Raw genomic sequence first — 22,536 nt, 5'->3', positions numbered from 1 at the left:
ATGCCGCGCTTTCTGGCGCGGCATGCCGGAAACGACGGTCTTACTTGGGCGCGAACTGCGCCAGGTCAGGCATGGGGCTGCCTACCCATTGCTGGTAGATGCCGGGCAGCTTGCCATTCTTGAGGTTGGCGGTGATCCATTCGTTGAGCCACTTTTCCAGTGCCGGCTCGCCCTTGCGCAGGCCGATGGCATAGGGAATGTCCTTGATGGCGAACTTGGTTTCCAGGTTCTTGGACGGGTTCTGCTTGGCAATGGCCGAGGCCAGCGAATTGGGCGTGCACAGTGCATCGACCTGGCCCGAGATGATGGCCGCGGTCACGGTGGCATCGTCATCGAAACGCACGATGTTGGTTCCCTTGGGGGCCAGCGGGGTCAGCAGCGAATCCTGCATGTTGCCGCGAACCACGGCCACGCGCTTGCCGACCAGGTCATTGAGGCCCTTGATGTTCTCGCCCTTGGGCGCGGCCACCACGAACTGCGAGGCACCGTAGGGCTGGGTGAAGGCCACCACCTTCTGGCGTTCCGGCGTGATCGAGAAGGACGAGATCACCATGTCGGCCTTGCCGGTCATCAGGAAGGGAATGCGATTGGGGCCGGTGACCTGCACGATCTCCAGTTCCACACCCATGTCCTTGGCCAGCAGGCGCGCGGTTTCCACATCCGAGCCCTGCGGCTCCAGCTTGGCGTTGGTCATGCCGAAAGGCGGCGCGCCGAGGTCGATGGCGATCAGCACCTTCTTGCGCGCCTTGATGTCGGCCAGGGCATCGGCATGCGCGGTCTGGGCAAAACAAGCCAGGCCCAGCACGACGGCGGCGGCCTTCCTGGTGAAGTTGAACAGTTTTTTCATTGATGTCTCCTGGGTGATTGTAGGGATGCTGCTGAAAACAAAATCCATACAAGATGGATAGGCGATCTTTTACAGATCGCTTGATACGAACTTCTGCAACTCGGCGGTTTTCGGATTGCTGAAGAGTTCGTCGGGCGGGCCGATCTCCCACACCTGGCCCTGGTGCATGAACACCAGTACATCGGCGAGCTTGCGGGCAAAGGCCATCTCGTGCGTGACCAGCACCATGGTCATGCCGCCGCGGGCCAGGTCTTCCATGACCTTCAGCACTTCGGCGGTCAGTTCCGGATCCAGCGCCGAGGTCACTTCGTCGAACAGCATCAGTTCCGGCGCCATCGCCAGCGAGCGGGCGATCGCCACGCGCTGCGCCTGGCCGCCCGAGAGCTGCTCGGGGTAGGCTTCCTTCTTGTTCTCCAGGCCCACCAGCTGCAGAACCTTGTGGGCGATCTTCTTCGCTTCCTCGGTGGACATCTTCTTGATGGTGGTCAGCGCCAGCGTGATGTTGCGCTCCACGGTCAGGTGCGGGAACAGGTTGTAGCTCTGGAAGACGATGCCGACCTGCTTGCGCAATTCGCGCAGGTTCAGCTTGTCCGGATGATGGATATCATGTCCGCATACATGGATGTTGCCGCCATCCACTTTCTCCAGACCGTTCAGGCAGCGCAGCAGCGTGCTCTTGCCCGAACCGCTCTTGCCGATGATGGCCACCATCTGGCCCTTCTGCACATCCAGCGAAACACCGTTCAATACCTTGTTGCTGCCGAAGCTCTTGTGCAGATCATTGATCTTAACGATGGCTGACATTCAATTTCCTTTCAAAGTGCTTGGACAGCGCCGACAGCGGGAAGCACAGGCAAAAATAGATGAGTGCGACGCAGCCGAATACGGTGAACGGCTGGAAGGTCGAGTTGTTGATGATCTGGCCGGCGCGCGAGAGATCGACGAAGCCGATCACCGAGGCCAGCGAGGTGTTCTTGACGATCTGCACCATGAAGCCCACGGTGGGTGGCGTGGCGATCTTGACCGCCTGCGGCAGGATCACCTTGGTGAGCTGCTCGAAGCGGTTGAAGCCCAGGCATTCCGAGGCTTCCCACTGGGTCTTGGGGACCGCCTGGATGCAGCCGCGCCAGATCTCGCCGAGGAAGGCAGCGCAGTAGATCGCAAAGGAAATCCCGGCCGCCACCAGCGGGGTGAGCTTGAAGCCGGCGATGGCGAGCCCGAAGTAGGCCACGAACAGGATCACCAGCAGCGGGATGCCCTGCACCACCTGGATGTAGGTACTGGCGATCCCCCGCAGCAGGGCATTGGGCGAGACCCGCCACAGGGCGATCACGAAGCCGGCCACGCCACCGAAGACGAAGGCCACCAGCGACAGCACCACGGTCCAGACGGCGGCTTGCAGCAGGTATTCCACGTGCAGGAAACTGAATGCGTTCATCGCGCCTCCTTACAGGTTGGTGCCAAGCTTGCGCTTGCGCACGAAGGCCATCTGGCTGATTGCCCAGAATGCGCCACGGAACAGGAAGGACAGGGCGAGATACGCCACCGCGATGACCGCATACACCTCGAAGCTGCGGAAGGTTTCCGACTGCACCAGGTTGGCGGTGGCGGTCAGCTCTTCGGCCGAGATCTGCGAGGTGATGCTGGAAGCCAGCATCAGCAGGATGAACTGGCTGGTCAGCGAGGGATAGACGCGCTCCACCGCCGGCAGCAGCACCACGTGCCAGTACACGTGAAAGCGCGACATGCCCAGGCATTCGGCCGCCTCGATCTGGCCCGGATGAATGGAGTTGATGCCGGCGCGCATGATCTCGGTGGTGTAGGCGCCGACGTTGACGGTGAGCGCAATGACGGCAGCGGTCTCGGCGGTGAGCTTCCAGCCGATGCTGGCCAGGCCGAAGAACACCAGGAACACCTGCACCAGCAGCGGCGTATTGCGGATGATCTCGACATACGCCTGTACCAGGCCGCGCACCAGCGCCAGCCGGCTCTTGCCGGCAATCGCACCGAGCGTGCCGACCACGAAGCCCAGTGCGATGGACAGGGCCGAGAGCTGTATCGTCAGCCAGGCACCCATCAAGAGGCGATCCCAGTTGGCGAACACGCTCATGAAATCGAAGGTGTAATTCATCGACGCTCCGTCCGTGCAGCGTCAGGGGAAGGGGGATACAGCAGCATGAGGGTGGTCTCCTTTTTGATTTTCCTGGGGGCGGCCTCTTGTTGGGTGACCTTGAGGTCGGGGCCTTGGCATGATTGCCGGTACTGCTGCGCCTTGCGGCGCGCCTGGGTCCGGGCGGCGCGGCTACAGCTGCCTGACGCCACCCGGTCGCAAGTTCGATTGCACGTGCTGGATGCCATTGACCAGCGGTGCGCCGAAATCGGGAATGCTGATCTCGATGCTGTCACCATCCTCGGTGCGCACGCTGTAGGCGAACGACAGGTTGGCCGCGCCCATGAAGTGCGCATGCACGTCGCCCGCATGCAGCAGGTGCGCGTACTTGAAGGTGTGGTATTCGAGGTTCTCGATGGAGTGGCACATGTTGTCCGGGCCGGTCAGGAATTCCTGTTCCCAGATCACGCGGCCACGGCGACGGATGCGTGTCATGCCGACCAGGTGCGCCGGGGGCAGGCCCACCAGCAGCTCCGGACCGAAAGCGCAGTGGCGCAGCTTGGAGTGGCCTTGATACAGGTAATTGCTGCGCTCCATCACGTGATCCGAAAACTCGTTGCCGATGGCAAAGCCGAGGCGGCGCGGACAGCCTGCGTCATCGATCAGGTAGAGCCCGACGATCTCCGGTTCTTCGCCGCCATCGAGGGCAAAGTCGGGACGCGGCAAGGGCTGGCCGGGCGCGACGATGCAATGGCCATCGCCCTTGTAGAACCATTCGGGCTGCACGCCCACGGTGCCCGGCGCGGGGCGGCCGCCGGCGATGCCCCATTCGATCATCAGTTGCGTATCGGTCTTGTCGAGCTCATCGCCTTCGATGCGGCGATGCATCTTGTCGCGCGTGGTGGCGCTGCCCAGGTGCGTGGTACCGGCACCGGAGACGCGGCAGTGGGCCGGGTCGGGATGGTCCAGCGGGGCCAGGATGCGGCCCTCGGCCAGGATCGCGGCATAGTCTTCGGAGCGGTCGGTATTGAGCAACTGGGCCAGGCGTTCCAGCCCGGTATGGCGTTCGATGGCCAGCAAGCCGAGTTCGCGCATGGTGTCGACCTCGCCCAGCACCTGGATGCTGGCGCCATTGACGATGCCGACGCGGCGTTGGCCATGCAGATCGCGATATTGAATCAGCCTCACCAGGTCTCCTTTGCCGTCGTCATCCATATGGCCGCCGGTCAGGGGCGGTCAGGGTCCAGGGGAGCGACGTGCAGAACAGGGGCTGCGATTCGCACGCGGCAGGAAACTGCCGCCAGGCGAAGCCACCTGTGGATCAATCTGCCCGTCGTCTCCTGAGCTTTTTTCACGCATCGCCGTGGGCAGGGGGCAGATGCGCTAGCATTGTGTTTTTTCCGGGACGACTATAAGAGGCTGAACCAAGGATGTCTAATGAGCTTAATTCATCGGGTGATAACCGACTCGGCGAGGAGGGCGCGGCAGGCGATGCACTGCCTTCGGTCGGTTCCATCGTCAGCCGCCTGCGCTTTCGCCAGGTCGCGCTGCTGACGGCGCTCGACGAGCAGGGCTCCCTGCACAAGGCAGCCGAAGTGATGCACATGACCCAGCCGGCCGCCACCAAGGCCTTGCATGAAATGGAAGATGCGCTGGGCGTGACGCTGTTCGACCGCTCACCGCGCGGCATCGAGGCCACCGAGCTGGGCCGCTGCGTGATCCGCTATGCGCGCCTGATCCAGAGCGATGTCGCCAACCTGCGCGAAGAATTGCAGAACATGATCAGCGGCCGCGGCGGCCGCTTGTCCATCGGCACCATCATGGGGGCGGCCCCCTTCGTCACGCGCGCGCTGTCGCGCCTGCGCGAGATCCAGCCGGACGTCTCCATCGAGATCAGCGAAGACACCAGTGCCCGCCAGCTGCTGCTGCTGGACCAGGGCCGCATCGACCTGATGATCGGCCGTTCCTCGGTCAGCTCGCAGCCCAACCTCTACCATTACGAAATGCTGCGTGGCGAGCCCATGTGCATCGTCAGCGGCATCGACCATCCGCTGGCCACGGCGCAGAAGGTGCGCCTGCAGGAGCTGGCCGATGCCTCGTGGATTCTCTATTCGAGCAACATGCCCATGCGCATCTGGATCGAGCACGAGTTCAAGCTGGAAGGCGTGAAGGTGCCGGGCAACGTGATCGAGACCGCCTCGCCCTTCGTCACCATCACCCTGCTGGCGCAATCGAACATGGTGGCGGTGATGCCGCTGGACATCGCGCATTTCTTTGCTGCGCGCCAGATGCTGGGGATCCTGCCGGTGAACCTCAAGACCCGCATCGAGCATTACGGCATCGTCACGCGCAAGAACAGTACCTTGTCGTCGCTGGCCAAGATGTTCATCCAGATCCTGCGGCAGCAAAATTGAGCCAACCGCCGCGTTGCGTTCCTGACGTTTTTTTTACAGGCTAGGGTTTTTCCGGATGCCGTCAGGCGTGATTTTCCTGTTAGTGTTCGTCTGCGGTCGGGGTGGCCGCAGACTTTCCCTCAGAATCCGCTTTCTCCGGTTGGCCTTCATGAATTTGCGTCTTACGCGTGCGCGCACGCGCCTTGCTGCTCTCGGTCCTGTTTCCCCTCCTGCCTCTGCCGCTCGTGCCGTGCTGGCCGCGCTCTGCGTGACCGGCGCCCTGCTGCTGGCAGGCTGCGCCGCACAGAAGCCCGCACCGCTCGACGAGGCCGCCCGGCAAGCCAAACAGGCCAAGCTGGACCAGGCCCTGGCACTGTTCTCGGCCAACCCGCCGGAAGGCTTGCCGACCGGTTGGGAGCCGCTGGTCTTCACCCGCAAGAAGATTCCTACCGAATACCGTCTGGTGCAGGACAATGGCCGCAGCGTGCTGCACGCCTTTGCCGACCGCGCCTCATCCGGCCTGCGCCATGCGGTCGACATCGACATCAACAAGAAGCCCTGGCTGACCTGGAGCTGGAAAGCCGCCGGTCTGATTCCCACGGCCGATCTCACCCACCGGGAAACCGATGATTCGCCGGTGCGCATCGTGCTGGCCTTCGATGGCGACCACGACAAGCTCTCGCTGATGGATACCATCCTCTTCGATACGGCCAAGCTGCTGACCGGGCATGAGCTGCCTTATGCCACGCTGATGTATGTGTGGGATCCCAAGGTGCCGGTCGGTACGGTGATCGCCAACGGCCGCACCGGCCGCATCCAGATGCTGGCGGTGGAAAGCGGTGCGGAGCATGTGGGGCAGTGGCGCAATTACCAGCGCAACGTCGCGGAAGACTACGAGCGTGCCTTCGGTGAAAAGCCCGGCCGCCTGATCGGCGTGGGCGTGCTTACCGATACCGACAACACCGTGCAGAAGATGGAAGCCTGGTATGGCGACATCCGCCTGATGCGCGATGCGCAGGCGGTGCCGGCTCCCTGAGGATTGACGTGCCGCGGGCTCAGACCCCACGCCACCAGGCGGCAACGTGGCCCCAGAAACCCTTGGGGCCGGTCTCGAAGAGCCAGGGCTTTTCGCGCTTGAGCTTGTCCATCATGTCCTGCTCGGCCTTCTCCGAGACATTTCCATAGGCGCGCCCGAGTTTCAGCAGGGTGCGCAGGGCTCCCAGCTTTTCCCGCGCCACCATGCCCGAGGCATGTTCGATGGCGATATGGGTCTCGCGCAATTCCTGCACCATGGCATGGGCCAGTTGCGAGGCCGGTGTCTTCAGGCGTTCCTGCACTACCGCGATATTCGTGGCGGACGCCTTGATCTGCGAGGCCAGCACGTCGATCTGCGTTTCATCGCCCTTGGCCTGCTTGATGATGGCGCCGGCCCAGGCGCGCGAGGCATTGACCAGTTCCTCGGTGCCCCAGTCGTGGCGCACCGCAATCCAGAACCCGTAATTGGCCGCCTGTTCGATCAGGATCTGCACCACGTCCGGGAATTCCTTGTCCATCGCCCGGCGCGCCCACGCATACTGGCCCGAGAGCATCAGGTGCTGCACCGCCTCTTCGGTGAGGAAGTTGGTGTTCTCGGAGAGCTTGGCCAGCAGGTAGCTGTCGAAGGAAGGTTTGACGAAACCCGAATCGATCTTGGTCGAGAGCCGCACGAAGTTGTGATAATCCCGCTCCAGCGAGTCGTAGATATCGTCCTTGAGGATGAGTTTGATCTGTTTCATGCGGCTTCCCCTCGGACCGTGTCCGATGTTGTTGTTGCGCCGACAAGGCCATGCGGCATGCCGGACTGGTTGTGATGACGCGGTGTCAATGCTGATGCTGCCAGGAAACTTGTTATCGGCAGCTGTCGTGCCAAACTTTACGCCGCCCCTGCGGCGCGGACCTCAATAACTGCGCAAGCCATAGCGCTGCCGGGTTTCCCCGTCCGGCAACAATTGGTCGCGATATAGCGCCCAGGCGGGATCGGCCAGGATGGCGGTGCTGGTCTTGCAGCCCTGGCAGAGCTGGGCATGCACCCCCGCCACCACTGCTTCGAGTCCATTGGGATCGGTCACGTAGAACCAGGATTGCTGCTGGCCCTGGCTGAACGCGGTGCCGGCATAGATGCTGCGGGTCTTCTTGCCGATGGCCGCAGCCATCTGATCGGACAGGGCTTCCAGCCGGTCCTGCTCGGCCAGCGCCGGCAAGCCATCGGGCGTGCCCGGCGCATAACTCACCCGCGTGACCACCACATACGGAAACCCGGACAGCGGGAAGCTGCGCCGCAAGCCCATGTCCAGTTTGACCACCGTGAGGCGATCGCCGCGCTGGGCCTGGTAGTTCCACCACTCGGGCTCAGGATCCTGCGCCAGCCCGTGGCGCGCCAGCAGGAGCAGCAGGGTCAGGAGCAGGGCGCGCTTCATGATCGTCTCGCCGTATCAGCTGGCCAGCAGGGCCAGCAGCGCCAGCAGGGCGGGCAGACCCTGGATGTAGAGGATGGAGCGCTTGGCGGTGAGTCCACCGTAAATGCCGGCCACCAGCACGCAGCTCACGAAGAAGATTTGCACCGCATGGTCGCCCGTGGCCAGGCTCCAGAACAGGCCCGCGGCCAGGAAGCCGTTGTAGAGGCCCTGGTTGGCGGCCAGCACGCGGGTGGCTTCGGCGGCTTCGCGCGACTGGCGGAAGGTCTTCAGGCCCAGCGGCTTGGTCCACAGGAACATTTCCAGGATCAGGATCCAGACATGTTCAAGGGCGACCAGCAGGACCAGGATGGTGGCGAGCGTGTGCAAGGTTTCTCCCTGTTGTCGTTATACGTTCTTGCCGCACCTTCGCAGCGCGTTGCAGAGTGCGCCGGGCGGCGGGCTTTGGCGATCATGCCTGAAATGCGCCCGCGCGCCAATGCCCTGCACGCCGCTGCGGCGCTTACTTCGCCTGCAGGAATTTCTCGGCCAGCCGCACCCAGTAAGTGGCACCGATGGGCAGCAGTTCGTCGTTGAAATCGTAGCTGGGGTTGTGCAGGTTGCACGGACCGAGGCCATGCCCCTGGTCGCGGTGGCCGCCATCGCCATTGCCGAGGAACACGTAGCAGCCTGGCTTGTGCTGCAGCATGAAGGCGAAGTCTTCCGCGCCCATGGTCGGTTCGGTCTTGGCATCCACATGGTCGGCACCGAACTGTTCGGTCAGCACTTCGACGGCGAAGGCAGTTTCCTCGGGATGGTTGATGAGCGGCGGATAGTTGCGGTTGAAGCGGAACTCGACCGTGGCATCGAAGGCGGCGGCGGTGTGCTCGGCGATCTCCTGCATGCGGCGCTCGATGAGGTCCAGCACCGGCAGGCTGAAGGTGCGCACGGTGCCGACCATCATGGCTTCGTCGGGGATGACGTTGGTGGCGCTGCCGGTGTGGATCTGGGTGATCGACACCACCGCCGGATCATTCGGATTGACGTTACGCGCCACGATGCTCTGCCAGGCCTGGGCAATGTGGACCGCCGTCATGACCGGGTCGATGGCCTTGTGCGGCTGCGCCGCGTGCGAACCCTTGCCCTTGACGGTGACGTGGAACTCGTTGCTGGAGGCCATCTGCGGACCCGGCGTCACGCCGAAGTGACCGGCCGGGATGCCGGGCCAGTTGTGCATGCCGAAGACGGCATCCATCGGGTACTTGTCGAACAGGCCATTCTGGATCATGCGCTCGGCGCCACGGCCGCCTTCTTCTGCGGGCTGGAAGATCACGTACACGGTGCCATCGAATTGGCCATGCTGCGCCAGGTAACGGGCCGCGCCCAGCAGCATGGCGGTATGGCCGTCATGGCCGCAGGCGTGCATCTTGCCGGGATGGCGCGAGGCATGGTCGAAGGTATTGATTTCGGACATGGGCAGCGCATCCATATCGGCGCGCAGGCCGATGGCACGCGGGCTGTCGCCCTTCTTGATGATGCCGACCACGCCCGTCACCCCCAGGCCGCGTACGACCGGAATCCCCCACTCGGTCAGCTTTTGCGCCACCACGTCGGCGGTGCGCACTTCTTCGTAACACAGCTCGGGATGGGCGTGGATGTCGCGGCGGATCTTCTGCAGGTCGGCGTGGAACTGGACGATGGGGGCGATGAGTTTCATGGGAGTCTGGTGCGATGGCGTTGGTAACAAGTGTGCCTATCTTACCGCGCCTTGGCGGCGCAGAGCGCCTGTGCAATTTCGTTCAATACAGCGGCCGCGAGCCTGCCTAGCATGCGCATTTTCAACAGGGGGCGCCGGGCAGGCGTCGACACACATGATGCTTTCTTCCGAATTCTTCCTGCTGGCGGGTGCGCATTTGCTGGCGCTGGCCAGTCCCGGTCCGGATTTCCTCTTGCTGCTGAGGGGCAGCCTGCGCCATGGGCGGGGCTATGGGCTGGCTGCAGCCCTGGGGATTGCGCTGGCCAACGGGCTTTACATCGCGCTGGCCATCGGCGGCTTCAGTCTCCTGCAGCGAGCACCACTGCTGCTGGCGGCCATGCAGTGGTTGGCAGCGCTCTACCTGGCCTGGTTGGGATGGGTCTTCTGGCGCGCCGGGCGGTACCCGGCCGTCTTGCCTGCTGCCCCCGTTTCGGCCGCCAGGGTCGCGCCATGGGCCGCACTGGGGACAGGTTTTCTTTCGGCCGCACTCAATCCCAAGAATGGCGTGTTTTACTTTGGCCTGTTCACCGTTATCGTATCGGCGCAAACCGGCGCGTCGACCAAGCTCTTCTATGGCGTCTGGATGTTTGGAGCCGTGCTGGCCTGGGATGCCGGGCTGGTGTATTTCATCGCGCAGCAACGTGTGATGCGGGCGCTCACGCGCGTGCTGCCGCTCATCGAGCGGGGCGCGGGCCTGCTGCTGATGCTCGCTGCCGCCGCACTGGTGGCCAGCCGCAGCTAGGCCCGGCGATATTGCAGCGGTGTGGCCGCCACCCGCGATTTGAAGGCGCGATGGAAGTGGCTCTGGTCGGCAAAGCCGGTATCAAGCGCGGTATGGACGGTGCTGGCACCCTGCTGCAGCAGGGTGCGCGCCTGGCGGATCTTCATGTCCAGCTGCAGGGCATGCGGGGTCAGGCCGAAGCGGCGGCGGAACTGGCGGATCAACTGGTAGCGGCTGGTGCCGGCGAGTTCCGCCAGGGTTGCCAGCGAAACGCGGTCGCGGCAATGCGCCAGCAGGAAATCATGGGCACGCTGCAGGCCGTCGTCTTCGGGCACATCGCTGGCCTGCGCGGGCGGGCAGGCATCGGCGCACGCACGCATCACGTGCTGCAGGCAACGTATTACCTCGCGCTCCAGGTCCGTGTGGCCATGCTCCAGCGTATGCGTCATGCGGTCCAGCCATTGCAGTGCCTCCGGCGAGCGCACCACCTGTGACGGCATACCCGCGAGCAACCCGCATGTGGCCGGGGTTTGCGCCAGCAGGGTGGCCAGCCAGCTGGAGTCCAGATGGAACATGCGATAGCTCCAGCGCTGCAGGTCGGCCGGATTGCAGCTGTGCACATCGCCTGCCCGCACGAGGATCACGTCGCCAGGGAAAATGGGCTCGCTGCGATCGGCCAGCGTAAAGATGCTTTGCCCGCCGTCGACGACGCCGATGGAAAAACTGTCGTGCGTATGCGGCGCATAGCAGGACAGGCTGCCGGTGGCGCGTCGGCCTTCGAAGAAGGGCAGGGCGGGAGGACGCCAGAAGTGCGGTGAAGGAGACATGGCGGCACTACGGAAGAGTCGTGACGCGCCATTTTAAGATAAAGTAGCTGCCTGCCTCGCGTGCGCCGAGGGCTTCCCTGTTTTCTTTCCCCGCTTTCTTCTCTGCCATGACCACCACCATCGTCCGTGCCGCCTGTCCCCATGATTGCCCTGATACCTGCGCCCTGCTGGTGACCGTCAAGGACGGCGTCGCCACGGAAGTGCGCGGCGATCCGGAGCACCCGCCGACGGCCGGCGTGCTCTGCACCAAGGTCTCGCGCTATGCCGAGCGCACCTATCACCAGGACCGCCTGCTGCATCCCATGCGCCGCGTGGGCAAGAAGGGCGAGGGCAAGTTCGAGCGCATCAGCTGGGACGAGGCCATCGCCACCATCGCACAGCGCCTGGGCCAGATCGCCTTGCGCGATCCGCAAGCCATCCTGCCCTACAGCTACGCCGGGACCATGGGTCAGGTGCAGGGCGAATCGATGGCTGGCCGTTTCTTCAATCGTCTCGGTGCCTCGCAGCTGGACCGCACCATCTGTGCCTCCGCCGGTGGCGCAGGCTATCGCTACACCATTGGTGCGCGCATCGGTACCGATCTGGAACAGGTCGATCACGCCAAGCTCATCATCATCTGGGGCGGCAATCCGATTGCCTCCAACCTGCATTTCTGGACCCGCGTGCAAGCGGCCAAGCGCAACGGAGCGCGCCTGATCGCCATCGATCCATATCGCTCGCTGACGGCCGAAAAATGTCATCAACACATTGCGCTGCTGCCTGGCACCGATGCCGCATTTGCGCTCGGCCTGATGCATGTCCTGATCACGGAAGACCTGCTGGATCACGACTACATCGCACGTCATACGCTCGGCTTCGAGCAACTCAAGGAGCGCGTGGCCGAATGGACGCCGGCCCGCACCGCTGAAGTGTGCGGCATCAGTGCGGAGGAAGTGCAGAGCCTGGCGCGCGAATATGCCCGAGTGGCGCTGGCCGGTGAGGGTACCTTCATCCGCGCCAACTACGGCCTGCAGCGCGTGCGCGGCGGCGGCATGGCCGCGCGCAACGTGGCTTGCCTGCCAGCGTTGGTCGGCGCCTGGCGTCATGCTTCCGGGGGCATCCAGCTGTCGGTATCGGACAGCTTCCCCAAGGACACGGCCGCCTTGAGCCGTCCCGACCTGGCCGCGCGTCACGGCAAGCCTAGCCGCATCATCAACATGAGCACCATCGGCGATGACCTGTTGAGGCCGGCCTCGCCCGACTTCGGTCCCCGGGTGGAAGCGCTGATCGTCTACAACTCCAACCCCGTGGCGGTGGCCCCGGAGTCCGGCAAGGTAGCGCAGGGCTTTGCGCGCGAAGATCTGTTCACGGTGGTGCTGGAACATTTCCAGACCGATACCGCCGACTACGCCGATATCCTGCTGCCTGCGACGACCCAGCTGGAGCACATCGACGTGCATGCGTCGTATGGCCACGTCTACATGATGGCCAACAATGCCGCCATTGCGCCGCTGGGCGAGGCCAAGCCCAATACCGAGATCTTCCGCCTGCTGGCGGCCGCGATGGGATTTGAAGAAGACTGTTTCAAGGACAGCGACGATCAATTGGCCGCCGTGGCCTTCAAGCGCGATGATCCGCGCAGCGCCGGCTACGACTGGCAACAGTTGAAGGAGAAGGGCTGGCAGCGTCTTTCGGTGCCGGTCGCGCCCTTTGCCGATGGCGGGTTTGCCACGCCCTCGGGCAAGTGCGAGTTCTATTCCGAACAGATGAAGGCCGCGGGTCTCGATCCCTTGCCGGCCTATATCGCGCCCTATGAATCTGTGGCCAGCAATCCGCAGCTGGGCGCGAAATACCCGCTGGCGATGATCTCGCCGCCGGCACGCAATTTCCTCAATTCTTCCTTCGTCAATGTACAGAGCCTGCGTGATACGGAGGGCGAACCGCACCTCGACATGCATCCGCAGGACGCCGCTGCACGCGGCATTGCGCAGGGAGATACGGTGCGCATCTTCAATGATCGCGGCAGCATGCAGGCACGCGTGCGCGTGACCGACAAGGCGCGCGTGGGGCTGGTGGTGGGCCTGTCGATCTGGTGGAAGAAATTTGCGGCCGATGGCAAGAACGCCAACGAAGTCACCAGCCAGCGCCTGACCGACATGGGCAATGCGCCGACCTTCTATGACGTGCTGGTGCAGGTGGAAAAACTGCAGCCGCCGGTCGTGGCCGCCTGAGGTTTTTCATGCTGCGCCGTGGCTTGCGTCGCTCTGTGCGCTGGGGGCTGACCTTGGCGGTGCTGGCGTCGCTGTGCGGGCTGTCGGCTTGTTCTGCGGTCTCGTATTACGCCCAGGCCGCGCACGGGCAGTTCTCGCTGCTGGCGCAGGCAAAACCGCTGGAGGAGTGGCTCGATGACCCGGCCACCTCGCCCGCGCTCAAGGCCAAGCTGCAGACGGTGCGCGAGATCCGCCGCTATGCCGTCACCGAACTCGATCTGCCCGATAACGGCAGCTATCGCAGTTACGCACAACTGGACCGGCCCTTCGTGCTGTGGAATGTCGTGGCCGCACCCGAGTTGTCGTTGAAGCCCCGGCAGTGGTGTTTCCCCATTGCCGGCTGCGTGGACTATCGCGGCTACTATCACCTCAGCGATGCGCAGACCTATGCCGACACGCTCAAGGCCGAAGGTTATGATGTGCAGGTCGCCGGTGTACCGGCGTATTCCACGCTGGGCTGGTTCGATGATCCGGTGATCTCCACCTTCATCCAGTATCCCGATGGCGAACTGGCGCGACTGATCTTCCATGAGCTGGCGCACCAGACCGTGTATGCGCCCGGTGATACGTCCTTCAATGAAGGGTTTGCGGTAGCGGTGGAAGAGCTGGGTGTGGAACGCTGGCTGGCGGCGCGCCACGATCCGGCGATGGTCCAGGCCTACCAGCGTTTTGCCGCCCGCAAGCGTGAGTTCCTGGCCTTGCTGGACAAGTACCGCGACCGGTTGAAGGAGAACTACGACAGCGACGCCAGCGATGCCGACAAGCGCCAGCGCAAGGCGGCCATCTTCGATGCCCTGCGCGCTGAATATGCGCAGATCAAGGTCACCCGCTGGAATGGCTATGCCGGGTATGACCGCTGGTTCGCGATGCCGCTGTCCAATGCGCATCTCGCACTGGTGGGGGCGTATCACGACCTGGTCCCTGCCTTCCGTCAGTTGTTTGCCCGCAGCAGCGGCTTCCCCGATTTTTATGACAAGGTGCGCGCACTGGCACGCATGGACAAAGCCGCACGCCATGCTGCGCTGGGAGACGCGCCCTTGACCACGGGCAAGGCGGAGGCGGAAATGTTTCCCGCCTGCACCATGGAACGGCCCAAGAGCAACGACCCGGCGTATCATGCCGGATGAATTTCAATGCAATACCGGTTTGCCGAGCCGTGCAATACGCGCTGACTGACCGCCATATCGCAGCCGTTGCCAACCTTTTTGCAAAAAATCTCAAATTTGGGGCGCAAAAAGCTTGCCCCGCAGTCGAATGCTGGATAGCATCTGCGATAAATAAAAAAACACTCGTGCTTTTTTTGCTGTGCGCGCCAACGCGGTGGCCTTGCATCACCGCCCAGCCCCAGCGCACGTTATGACCGGAGACAGAGGACACACTATGGAAAGATTCTGGCTTGCATCGTATCCCGCAGGCGTTCCCGCTGACATCGACCCCAGCCGTTACGGTTCGCTGGTGCAGATGATCGAAGAGGCTTTCGCCAAGCATGCCGATCGCAACGCTTACGTCTGCATGGGCAAGTATCTCCGCTATGGCGAACTCGATGCCATGTCGCGCGCGATGGGGGCCTGGCTGCAAGGCCTGGGCCTGCAGAAGGGCGCGCGTGTGGCGATCATGATGCCCAACGTGCTGCAATACCCGATCGCCATCGCCGCCATCCTGCGTGCGGGCTACACGGTGGTCAACGTCAATCCGCTCTACACGGCCCGCGAGCTGGAACACCAGTTGAAGGATTCCGGCGCCGAAGCCATCTTCGTGCTGGAGAATTTTGCCTGCACGTTGCAGAAGGTGGTGGCGCATACCCAGGTCAAGCACATCGTGGTGGCCAGCATGGGCGAGCTGCTTGGCACCCTCAAGGGCGCCATCGTCAACCTGGTGGTGCGGCACGTCAAGAAGATGGTGCCGTCTTGGTCGCTGCCCAATGCGATCTCCTTCAGCCGCGCGCTGTCGCAGGGCGAGGGCAAGACGTTGCAGAAGGTATCGCTGACGCCCGATGACGTCGCCTTCCTGCAATACACCGGCGGTACCACGGGTGTGGCCAAGGGGGCGGTGCTGACCCATCGCAACCTGATCGCCAACGTGCTGCAGGCCGAAGAATGGCTGACCCCGGCGCTGAAGTCAGGCAAGCCCATCGACCAGCTGGTGTTCGTCTGCGCGCTGCCGCTGTATCACATCTTTGCGCTCACCGTCTGCAACCTGCTGGGCACGCGTGAAGGCGCGCTGAACCTGCTGATCCCGAACCCGCGCGACATTCCCGGTTTCGTCAAGGAGCTGGCCAAGTACAAGGTCAACACTTTCCCGGCGGTCAATACGCTCTACAACGCGCTGCTCAACAATGCCGATTTTGCCAAGCTGGATTTCTCCGGCTATCGCTGCTGTGTGGGTGGCGGCATGGCGGTACAGAAGAGCGTAGCGGACAAGTGGAAGAAGCTGACCGGCTGTCCCATCATCGAAGGTTACGGTTTGTCCGAAACTTCGCCGATTGCCAGCGCGAACCCCTGCACCATCGATGAATACACCGGCACCATCGGCCTGCCGCTGCCATCCACCGAAATCGCCATCCTCGATGATGACGGCCAGCCAGTACCGCTGGGCCAGCCGGGCGAGATCGCCATTCGTGGTCCGCAGGTGATGCCGGGCTACTGGCAGCGTCCGGATGAGACGGCCAAGGTCATGACGCCGGATGGTTTCTTCAAGACCGGTGACATCGGTGTGATGGATGCGCAGGGCTACACCAAGATCGTGGACCGCAAGAAGGACATGATCCTGGTCTCGGGCTTCAACGTTTATCCGAATGAAATCGAAGGCGTGGTGGCGCAGCATCCTGCGGTGCTGGAGTGCGCCTGTGTGGGCGTGCCCGATGAACACACCGGCGAAGCGGTCAAGCTCTTCGTGGTTCGCAAGGACAAGTCGCTGACCAGTGAGCAGCTGATGACTTACTGCAAGGAGCAGTTCACCGGCTACAAGAAGCCCAAGTACATCGAGTTCCGCGATGAGCTGCCCAAGACCAACGTGGGCAAGATCCTGCGCCGCGAGTTGCGGGATGATCCTGCGAAGGCGCCGCAGAAACAGGCAGCATGAAACGAGCGCTGCCGTAATCTGATCTTCTTGCGTTCGTCAGTCAGTTTCTGCATCAAGGCCTGAGTTCGGTATTGCACCGGACTCAGGCCTTTTCAGTTTGGGCTCACATGACATGGCGGGGGGTGAGTCGTCATTTTCCTGGACAGATCGGATTCTCGGGAGGGACAGGCCGGCTCCTTGCCTGAAGAGGTATCGCACCTTGGGGCGAAAATTCATGCAGTCGCCCGCCATCGTCATTCAGGAGTTGTGTGTTTCCATTGGGAAATATTAAAATGCGCGCCGGTGTTACATCAGGGAGGGAAACTTGATGAACACAGGAATCCTGCATGCGCAAAACCCTCCGGGGTCTGGAGCAACTGCTTTCAGACTATCAGCACGCCCGCATTCTGCGGCTCACTTTCCCACACAACGACGCCCCCCTTTCTGAACTGCTCGTCAACAAGCTTGACGCCAGCGAAGGGCTGTCACGCAACTTTGCTCTCAATCGTTGGCGCCGGGCGGATATGCCAATGGACTCTTTTGCACAGTTAACCCTGATGACTATGCAGGTCTCGTCGATGACTGGCTCGCGGACACCGAATTGGAGGGGGTTGACGTCTTCCACGTCATTGCGAGGTCTGCATTTGGCAAACTTTACGTGTGTGGTGAGAAGACAGGCAGAAGCGTTTCGATGAACTGCGTGATCCATAGCGTCTCTGCTTTCGAAAATGAACTGAAGCCCAAATCCAAGGAAGACTTGGATTTTTCGATTCGTTCGCTATTTGCGTGCCTTGAGCCAGCTCAGCTTGACCTGAAAGACGAGGATGGACAGCCCCTCTTCGAACGTGCGCGATCCAAACTAGGTCCGCTTGATCCGCATGAAATATATGGTTTCCAGCCCGCCATCGTCCTGGGCGGGAGTTTCCTGCTCGAAAATCTGGTGAAAGTGAAGGCCAATGTGCACCTGACGCTTCTCCGCATGTTCGGCGAACCGACATTCCCATTCTCGGGGATCGACATTGAAGAGTGGCTTGACGAGGCAGACACGCAGTAGTGATAGCACACCCCAAGTCATCACCCAAGCATGGAATGACTCAGGACAAGACTCCTTGGACTGAACCGCTCTCCCTGCACCCATCGGCAAAAAGCCGCTGTCCGTGCCCCCCTCCGGCAGCGGCTTTCCCCCTGTATGAAGCTTCAATCAGGTACCGGCGTCACAACCGGCTTGCCAGAAAAATGCGCCTGCAAATTGGTGAACGCAAGTTCCGCCATGGCCGTCCTGGTGACCAGCGTGCCGCTGGCCATGTGCGGCGTCAGCACCACGTTCTCCAGCGCGGCCAGCTCGGTCGGAATGTTCGGCTCATTCTCGAACACGTCCAGCCCCGCACCGGCAATCGTCCCAGCCTGCAGCGCCGCGATGAGCGCCTTTTCATCCACCACCGAACCGCGCGCCACATTGATGAGGAAGCCCTTGGGGCCCAGTGCCTCCAGCACCTCGGCATTGACCAGCGCCCGCGTCCCGGCACCACCCGGTGTGATCATCACCAGGAAATCGACTTCGCGCGCCAGCGAGACGATGTCTTCCACATAGGTGTAGGGCACATCCTTGCGCGAACGGTTGTGATACGCAATCTGCATGTCGAACGCCGCCGCCCGCTGCGCAATGGCTTGCCCGATGCGGCCCAGGCCGACGATGCCCAGGCGCGCGCCGCTGACCTTGGTGGTGAAGGGAAAGGGCCCCTTCTTCCATTCGCCGCTGCGGGCAAAGCGATCGGCCCGCACCACGTTGCGCGCCACGGCCAGCATCAGGGCAATGGCCATGTCGGCCACATCCTCGGTGAGCACGTCAGGCGTGTGGGTCACATGGATGCCGCGCTCGCGGGCAGCCGGTACATCCACCCCGTCATAGCCGACCCCGAACACCGAGACAATCTCCAGCGCCGGAAAGCGCGCCATGAACTCGCGCCCGACCTTGGCTTCGCCATTGGCGGCAATGCCGCGCACCTGTGGCGCGATGGCAGCGAGCGCTTCCTCGGTGAGCGGATCGAGGATGAGGTTGTGGCAGGTGAAGTTCTGTTGCAGCAAGTCCAGCAGGTGCTGCGGCAGGCGGGCGACGATGAGGACGACAGGGCGGCTGGAGGAGGTCATGGGCAGTATGAAGAAGAGGAAGAGGAAGACAGTGAGGGAGGCATAACGATACGTCTGCGCTGCACCCTGCGGGCTGAAAAATTTTCAAGCCCGCAGGAGGGGAAGGGCGGCGCTCAGACCGCCGGGCTGGCCCCCGCTTCGCGCACCGGATCCAGCGGCGGCAGCGGGCGCGGCTTGCGGTTTTCATCGGTGGCCACGTAGGTGAGGGTGGCTTCGGTCACCTTGACGATTTCGGTCTGCAGGCGATTGCGCTCGGCATAGACTTCGACGTTGACCGTGATGGAGGTATTGCCGACCTTGACGATATCGGCATAGAAGGACAGCAGGTCTCCCACGAACACCGGATTCTTGAACAGGAAGGAATTGACCGCAATGGTCGCCACTCGCCCGTTGGCGCGGCGCGTGGCCGGCAGCGAGCCGGCGATGTCGACCTGGGCCATGATCCAGCCACCGAAGACGTCGCCATAGACATTGGCATCCGACGGCATGGGCATGACGCGCAGCTGCGGTGCCTTGCCCGGCGGAAGTTGGGAAACGGTGGATGACATGGAAGGCTCCTTTGCAGGTGATGTCCGGCGGCGCGCCGGGATGGCTCTTATAATTCGGTTTTGCGGCTGTGCGCCCGCAGGCGCGGCAACGGCCTAGTGTATCGGATGTTGCCCTCCTGCTGTGTTGCCGTGCCCGACCCCTTTCAACCCGACCCGCCCATGCGCCGCTACCCCAATTCCGCCTCCTCATCGCAAGTCCCCATCAAACGCCAGCGTGGCGACTGGGAAGTCGTCCGCACGCTGCTGCCGTACCTGTGGACCTACAAGTGGCGCGTGATGCTTGCGCTGGCCTTCCTGGTCGGGGCCAAGCTGGCCAACGTGGGCGTGCCGCTGGTGTTGAAGAGACTGGTCGATGCCATGACCATCACGCCCGCGCATCCGCAAGCCCTGCTGGTTTTGCCCCTCGGCCTGCTGGTGGCCTACGGCGCGCTGCGGCTGGCCACGGCGCTCTTCACCGAATTGCGCGAACTGATGTTTGCCCGCGTCACGCAGCGCGCCGTGCGCACCATCGCGCTGCAGGTCTTCCGCCACCTGCATGCGCTGTCGCTGCGCTTCCACCTGAACCGCCAGACCGGAGGCATGACGCGCGATATCGAACGCGGCACGCGCGGGGTCTCCACGCTGGTGTCCTATACGCTGTTCTCGATCCTGCCGACCATCATCGAGATCGTGCTGGTGCTGGCCTACCTGAGCACGCATTACGACATCTGGTTCTCGCTCATCACGGCCGGTGCGCTGGTGCTTTACATCCTCTTCACCATCACGGTGACCGAGTGGCGCACGCATTTCCGCCGCACCATGAACGAGCTGGATTCGCATGCCAATACGCGCGCCATCGATTCGCTGCTCAACTACGAGACGGTGAAGTATTTCGGCAACGAGGAATTCGAAGCGCGCCGCTATGACGAAGGCCTGCAGCGCTATGAACGCGCGGCCGTCAAATCGCAGAGTTCGCTGTCGCTGCTCAACACCGGGCAGTCGGCCATCATCGCCATCGCCGTCACGCTCATCCTGTGGCGCGCCATCGCCGGCGTCATCGATGGCAGCATGACGCTGGGCGACATGGTGCTGGTCAATGCCTTCATGATTCAGCTCTACATTCCGCTCAACTTTTTGGGCGTGCTCTATCGCGAGATCAAGCAGAGCCTGGCCGACATGGAACGCCTGTTCTCTCTGCTGGAAGAAAACCGCGAAGTGGCCGACCGGCCCGGTGCACAGCCCTTGAAGACGCAGGGCGCGGAGCTGCATTTCGAGCATGTCGACTTCAGCTACGAGCGCAATCGCCAGATTCTCTTCGATGTGGATTTCAAGGTGCAGGCCGGTACCACCACGGCAGTGGTCGGTCATAGCGGTTCGGGCAAGTCGACGTTGTCGCGCCTGTTGTATCGCTTCTATGATGTCGACCAAGGGGCCATCCGCATTGATGGCCAGGACCTGCGCAATGTCACGCAAGCCTCGCTGCGCCAGGCCATCGGCATCGTGCCGCAGGACACGGTGCTCTTCAACGACACCATCGAATACAACATCGCCTACGGCAAGCCGGGGGCCACGCGCGAGCAGATCGTGGCGGCGGCCAAGGCGGCCTACATCCATGACTTCATCGAATCGCTCCCCGATGGCTACGCCAGCATGGTCGGCGAGCGCGGACTGAAATTGTCCGGCGGCGAAAAGCAGCGTGTGGCGATCGCCCGCACCCTGCTCAAGGATCCGGCCATCCTCATCTTCGACGAAGCCACCTCGGCCCTCGATTCTCGCGCCGAGCAGGCCATCCAGCAGCAGCTCGAAGAGATCGCGCGCGAGCGCACCACGCTGGTCATTGCGCATCGCCTGTCCACCATCGTCAATGCGCAGCAGATCCTGGTGATGGATCACGGCCGCATCGTCGAACGCGGCACCCACGCCGGGCTGCTGATGGCCGATGGCCTGTATGCGCAGATGTGGCTGCGTCAGCAGGCCGGCGCGGAAGAGGAGGGCGGTTCGGTGGTGCCGCAGCCGGAGGACGTGGCACCGGGGGCCGAGCCCGGTGCCGAACCGACGGTGCTGATGCCGGCCGAGCGTCGCTGAGGCCCTCGCCCGCGCGCGCAGCTTGCGCCGGCGCGGGCACAGCGGCACAATTCGCGCATTCGACCTAGAACGGGAAGTGGGCGGGCAATGGAAAGCAAATGGCTTGAGGATTTCGTCTCCCTGGCGGAAACGCGCAGTTTCAGTCGCTCGGCGGAGCTGCGGCATGTGACGCAACCGGCCTTCTCGCGGCGCATCCAGTCGCTGGAAGCCTGGCTGGGCACCGACCTGATCGACCGCACCTCCTATCCCACGCGCCTGACGGCCGCCGGTGAAGTCTTCTACGAACAGGCCGTGGCCATGCTGGGCCAGATCAACAACACGCGCGCGCTGCTGCGCGGCAAGCGGCCCACGGCGCAGACCACCATCGACTTCGCCGTCCCCCATACGCTGTCGCTGACCTACATGCCCAAGTGGCTCAGCGCCCTGGAGTCGGGCTTCGGCTCCATCAATACGCGCCTGATCGCCCTGAACGTCCACGATGCCGTGATGACCATCGTCGAAGGCGGCTGCGACCTGCTGCTGTGCTATCACCATCCGCGCCAGCCGGTCCAGCTCGATGCCAGCCGCTACGACATGCTGACCATGGGCACCGAAACCCTGCGCCCGTATTCGCGTTGCGACCGCAACGGCAAGCCGGATTACGTTTTCCCGGGCAGCGCCAAGGCTCCCGTGCCCTTCCTCTCCTACACCAGCAATGCCTACCTGGGCCGCATGGTGGAGCTGATGATGGCCGACACCAAGCGTCCGCTGCACCTGATGAAACACTACGAGACCGACATGTCGGAAAGCCTCAAGATGATGGCGCTGGAGGGTCATGGGGTGGCCTTCCTGCCGGAATCCTCGGTGCTGCGCGAAGTGCGCAACCGCCAGCTGGCGCGCACCGACGGGCCCACCGGGGAGTGGGAAGTGGAGATGGAAATCCGCCTCTATCGCGAGCGCCCGACCGCCCAGCGTACCGGCAAGGCGCTGGTGGCGCGGCTGTGGGAATACCTGGTGGAGATGGATGCGCAGCGGCAGGAAAAGGCCGAGCGCGGCGAGCGTGGGGAGCGTCCCAAGGGGGCTGGCGGAAAAAGTCCGCGCACGGCTGAAAAACGCGATTCCTGATCAAAAATTAACAGGTGAAAATGGCGCAATCCCTTGTCCATCAAGGGATTTCAAAGGTTATGCATGCGCTGCATAATTGCATGCTCACAAAGCATTAGCCTTGTGCTGAGCGGCTGGCTACGATGGCGGCGCTGAATCGGACAGGCACGAATTTCCAGCAGGCGCACCCCGCGCCGCGCTGGCGGGCGCGCCTCCGTCGCCGCCTTCTTGCGCGCCTTGTGGTGCGGCTTGCAGGCCGCTGCCGACGGAGTAACATGCCTGGCGGACTTTCGGAATT

21 protein-coding genes and 1 pseudogene are annotated in these 22,536 nt (G+C 62.9%); 10 read left to right on the top strand and 12 right to left on the bottom strand.

The window, feature by feature from the left end; all coding sequences use genetic code 11:
• Nucleotides 1-40 precede the first annotated feature (40 nt).
• The 5 genes from ACWFUC_RS25745 to araD1 all read right to left on the bottom strand — a co-directional run bounded on the left by ACWFUC_RS25745 (nt 41) and on the right by araD1 (nt 4,145).
• Entirely contained in the window at nt 41-847 is an 807-nt protein-coding gene (locus ACWFUC_RS25745) for a transporter substrate-binding domain-containing protein (protein ID WP_489637417.1), read from the bottom strand.
• 69 nt (nt 848-916) lie between these two features.
• A complete protein-coding gene (locus ACWFUC_RS25740) occupies nt 917-1,651 on the bottom strand; it encodes an amino acid ABC transporter ATP-binding protein (protein WP_034333235.1) in 735 nt (244 codons plus the stop codon).
• Nucleotides 1,635-2,285: an amino acid ABC transporter permease gene (locus tag ACWFUC_RS25735; RefSeq protein ID WP_121043912.1), complete on the bottom strand. Its 651-nt coding sequence runs from the start codon at nt 2,283-2,285 to the stop codon at nt 1,635-1,637. The genes ACWFUC_RS25740 and ACWFUC_RS25735 overlap by 17 nt, the downstream gene beginning before the upstream one ends.
• A 9-nt stretch (nt 2,286-2,294) precedes the next feature.
• On the bottom strand, nt 2,295-2,978 hold the full coding sequence (locus tag ACWFUC_RS25730) for an amino acid ABC transporter permease (protein ID WP_121043909.1): 684 nt from the start codon (nt 2,976-2,978) through the stop codon (nt 2,295-2,297).
• 171 nt (nt 2,979-3,149) lie between these two features.
• A complete protein-coding gene (gene araD1, locus ACWFUC_RS25725) occupies nt 3,150-4,145 on the bottom strand; it encodes an AraD1 family protein (RefSeq protein ID WP_489623771.1) in 996 nt (331 codons plus the stop codon).
• Between the two features lie 242 nt (nt 4,146-4,387).
• On the opposite strand from araD1, the gene ACWFUC_RS25720 reads away from it, so the two are divergent.
• Both ACWFUC_RS25720 and ACWFUC_RS25715 read left to right on the top strand, forming a co-directional pair.
• Nucleotides 4,388-5,371 carry a LysR family transcriptional regulator gene (locus ACWFUC_RS25720; protein ID WP_034333243.1) on the top strand — a complete coding sequence of 328 codons (984 nt, stop codon included), beginning with the start codon at nt 4,388-4,390 and terminating at the stop codon, nt 5,369-5,371.
• A 148-nt stretch (nt 5,372-5,519) separates the two neighbouring features.
• The gene (locus ACWFUC_RS25715) at nt 5,520-6,386 is read left to right on the top strand and encodes a DUF3047 domain-containing protein (protein ID WP_489623770.1); all 867 of its coding nucleotides are present in this window, start codon (nt 5,520-5,522) and stop codon (nt 6,384-6,386) included.
• A gap of 19 nt (nt 6,387-6,405) precedes the next feature.
• On the opposite strand, the gene ACWFUC_RS25710 is transcribed toward ACWFUC_RS25715, so the two are convergent.
• From ACWFUC_RS25710 to ACWFUC_RS25695, 4 genes are all read right to left on the bottom strand, one after another.
• The gene (locus ACWFUC_RS25710; protein ID WP_121043903.1) at nt 6,406-7,125 is read right to left on the bottom strand and encodes a DUF4088 domain-containing protein; all 720 of its coding nucleotides are present in this window, start codon (nt 7,123-7,125) and stop codon (nt 6,406-6,408) included.
• 162 nt (nt 7,126-7,287) lie between these two features.
• Nucleotides 7,288-7,806 (bottom strand): DUF695 domain-containing protein, encoded by a 519-nt coding sequence (locus ACWFUC_RS25705; protein ID WP_039786873.1) that lies wholly within the window; start codon nt 7,804-7,806, stop codon nt 7,288-7,290.
• 15 nt (nt 7,807-7,821) lie between these two features.
• Nucleotides 7,822-8,172: a DUF1304 domain-containing protein gene (locus ACWFUC_RS25700; protein WP_034333253.1), complete on the bottom strand. Its 351-nt coding sequence runs from the start codon at nt 8,170-8,172 to the stop codon at nt 7,822-7,824.
• A 133-nt stretch (nt 8,173-8,305) separates the two neighbouring features.
• Nucleotides 8,306-9,499 carry a M20 aminoacylase family protein gene (locus ACWFUC_RS25695; protein WP_489623769.1) on the bottom strand — a complete coding sequence of 398 codons (1,194 nt, stop codon included), beginning with the start codon at nt 9,497-9,499 and terminating at the stop codon, nt 8,306-8,308.
• A gap of 154 nt (nt 9,500-9,653) precedes the next feature.
• Here ACWFUC_RS25695 and ACWFUC_RS25690 point away from each other — a divergent pair, with 154 nt between their 5' ends.
• Entirely contained in the window at nt 9,654-10,280 is a 627-nt protein-coding gene (locus tag ACWFUC_RS25690) for a LysE family translocator (protein WP_489623768.1), read from the top strand.
• Here ACWFUC_RS25690 and ACWFUC_RS25685 read toward each other — a convergent pair.
• Entirely contained in the window at nt 10,277-11,086 is an 810-nt protein-coding gene (locus tag ACWFUC_RS25685; RefSeq protein WP_489623767.1) for an AraC family ligand binding domain-containing protein, read from the bottom strand. The genes ACWFUC_RS25690 and ACWFUC_RS25685 overlap by 4 nt on opposite strands.
• Before the next feature lie 107 nt (nt 11,087-11,193).
• Between ACWFUC_RS25685 and ACWFUC_RS25680 the strand changes: the two genes are divergently transcribed.
• From ACWFUC_RS25680 to ACWFUC_RS25660, 5 genes and pseudogenes are all read left to right on the top strand, one after another.
• Nucleotides 11,194-13,296: a molybdopterin-containing oxidoreductase family protein gene (locus tag ACWFUC_RS25680; protein WP_489623766.1), complete on the top strand. Its 2,103-nt coding sequence runs from the start codon at nt 11,194-11,196 to the stop codon at nt 13,294-13,296.
• A gap of 8 nt (nt 13,297-13,304) precedes the next feature.
• The gene (locus tag ACWFUC_RS25675) at nt 13,305-14,462 is read left to right on the top strand and encodes an aminopeptidase (protein WP_489623765.1); all 1,158 of its coding nucleotides are present in this window, start codon (nt 13,305-13,307) and stop codon (nt 14,460-14,462) included.
• 253 nt (nt 14,463-14,715) lie between these two features.
• Nucleotides 14,716-16,416, top strand: coding sequence for a long-chain fatty acid--CoA ligase (locus ACWFUC_RS25670; RefSeq protein WP_121043885.1), 1,701 nt, complete (start codon nt 14,716-14,718; stop codon nt 16,414-16,416).
• Nucleotides 16,417-16,903: 487 nt separating this feature from the next.
• Nucleotides 16,904-17,038: pseudogene (locus tag ACWFUC_RS25665) on the top strand (GAD-like domain-containing protein); the annotation flags it as partial.
• Between the two features lie 48 nt (nt 17,039-17,086).
• Nucleotides 17,087-17,449 carry a T6SS immunity protein Tdi1 domain-containing protein gene (locus ACWFUC_RS25660; RefSeq protein WP_489637632.1) on the top strand — a complete coding sequence of 121 codons (363 nt, stop codon included), beginning with the start codon at nt 17,087-17,089 and terminating at the stop codon, nt 17,447-17,449.
• A gap of 143 nt (nt 17,450-17,592) precedes the next feature.
• Here ACWFUC_RS25660 and ACWFUC_RS25655 read toward each other — a convergent pair whose 3' ends face one another.
• Together ACWFUC_RS25655 and ACWFUC_RS25650 are read right to left on the bottom strand one after the other, a co-directional pair.
• On the bottom strand, nt 17,593-18,543 hold the full coding sequence (locus tag ACWFUC_RS25655; RefSeq protein WP_489623760.1) for a 2-hydroxyacid dehydrogenase: 951 nt from the start codon (nt 18,541-18,543) through the stop codon (nt 17,593-17,595).
• A gap of 113 nt (nt 18,544-18,656) precedes the next feature.
• Nucleotides 18,657-19,091 carry an acyl-CoA thioesterase gene (locus ACWFUC_RS25650; RefSeq protein ID WP_489623759.1) on the bottom strand — a complete coding sequence of 145 codons (435 nt, stop codon included), beginning with the start codon at nt 19,089-19,091 and terminating at the stop codon, nt 18,657-18,659.
• Between the two features lie 159 nt (nt 19,092-19,250).
• On the opposite strand from ACWFUC_RS25650, the gene ACWFUC_RS25645 reads away from it, so the two are divergent.
• Both ACWFUC_RS25645 and ACWFUC_RS25640 read left to right on the top strand, forming a co-directional pair.
• Nucleotides 19,251-21,155: an ABCB family ABC transporter ATP-binding protein/permease gene (locus ACWFUC_RS25645; RefSeq protein WP_489623758.1), complete on the top strand. Its 1,905-nt coding sequence runs from the start codon at nt 19,251-19,253 to the stop codon at nt 21,153-21,155.
• 87 nt (nt 21,156-21,242) lie between these two features.
• Nucleotides 21,243-22,259 (top strand): LysR family transcriptional regulator, encoded by a 1,017-nt coding sequence (locus ACWFUC_RS25640; protein WP_489623757.1) that lies wholly within the window; start codon nt 21,243-21,245, stop codon nt 22,257-22,259.
• Nucleotides 22,260-22,536 lie beyond the last annotated feature (277 nt).

Source organism: Herbaspirillum sp. Her4 (assembly GCF_057961335.1).
Note: the sequence above shows the minus strand (reverse complement) of the source record. Positions and strands in the feature narration are given on the sequence as shown.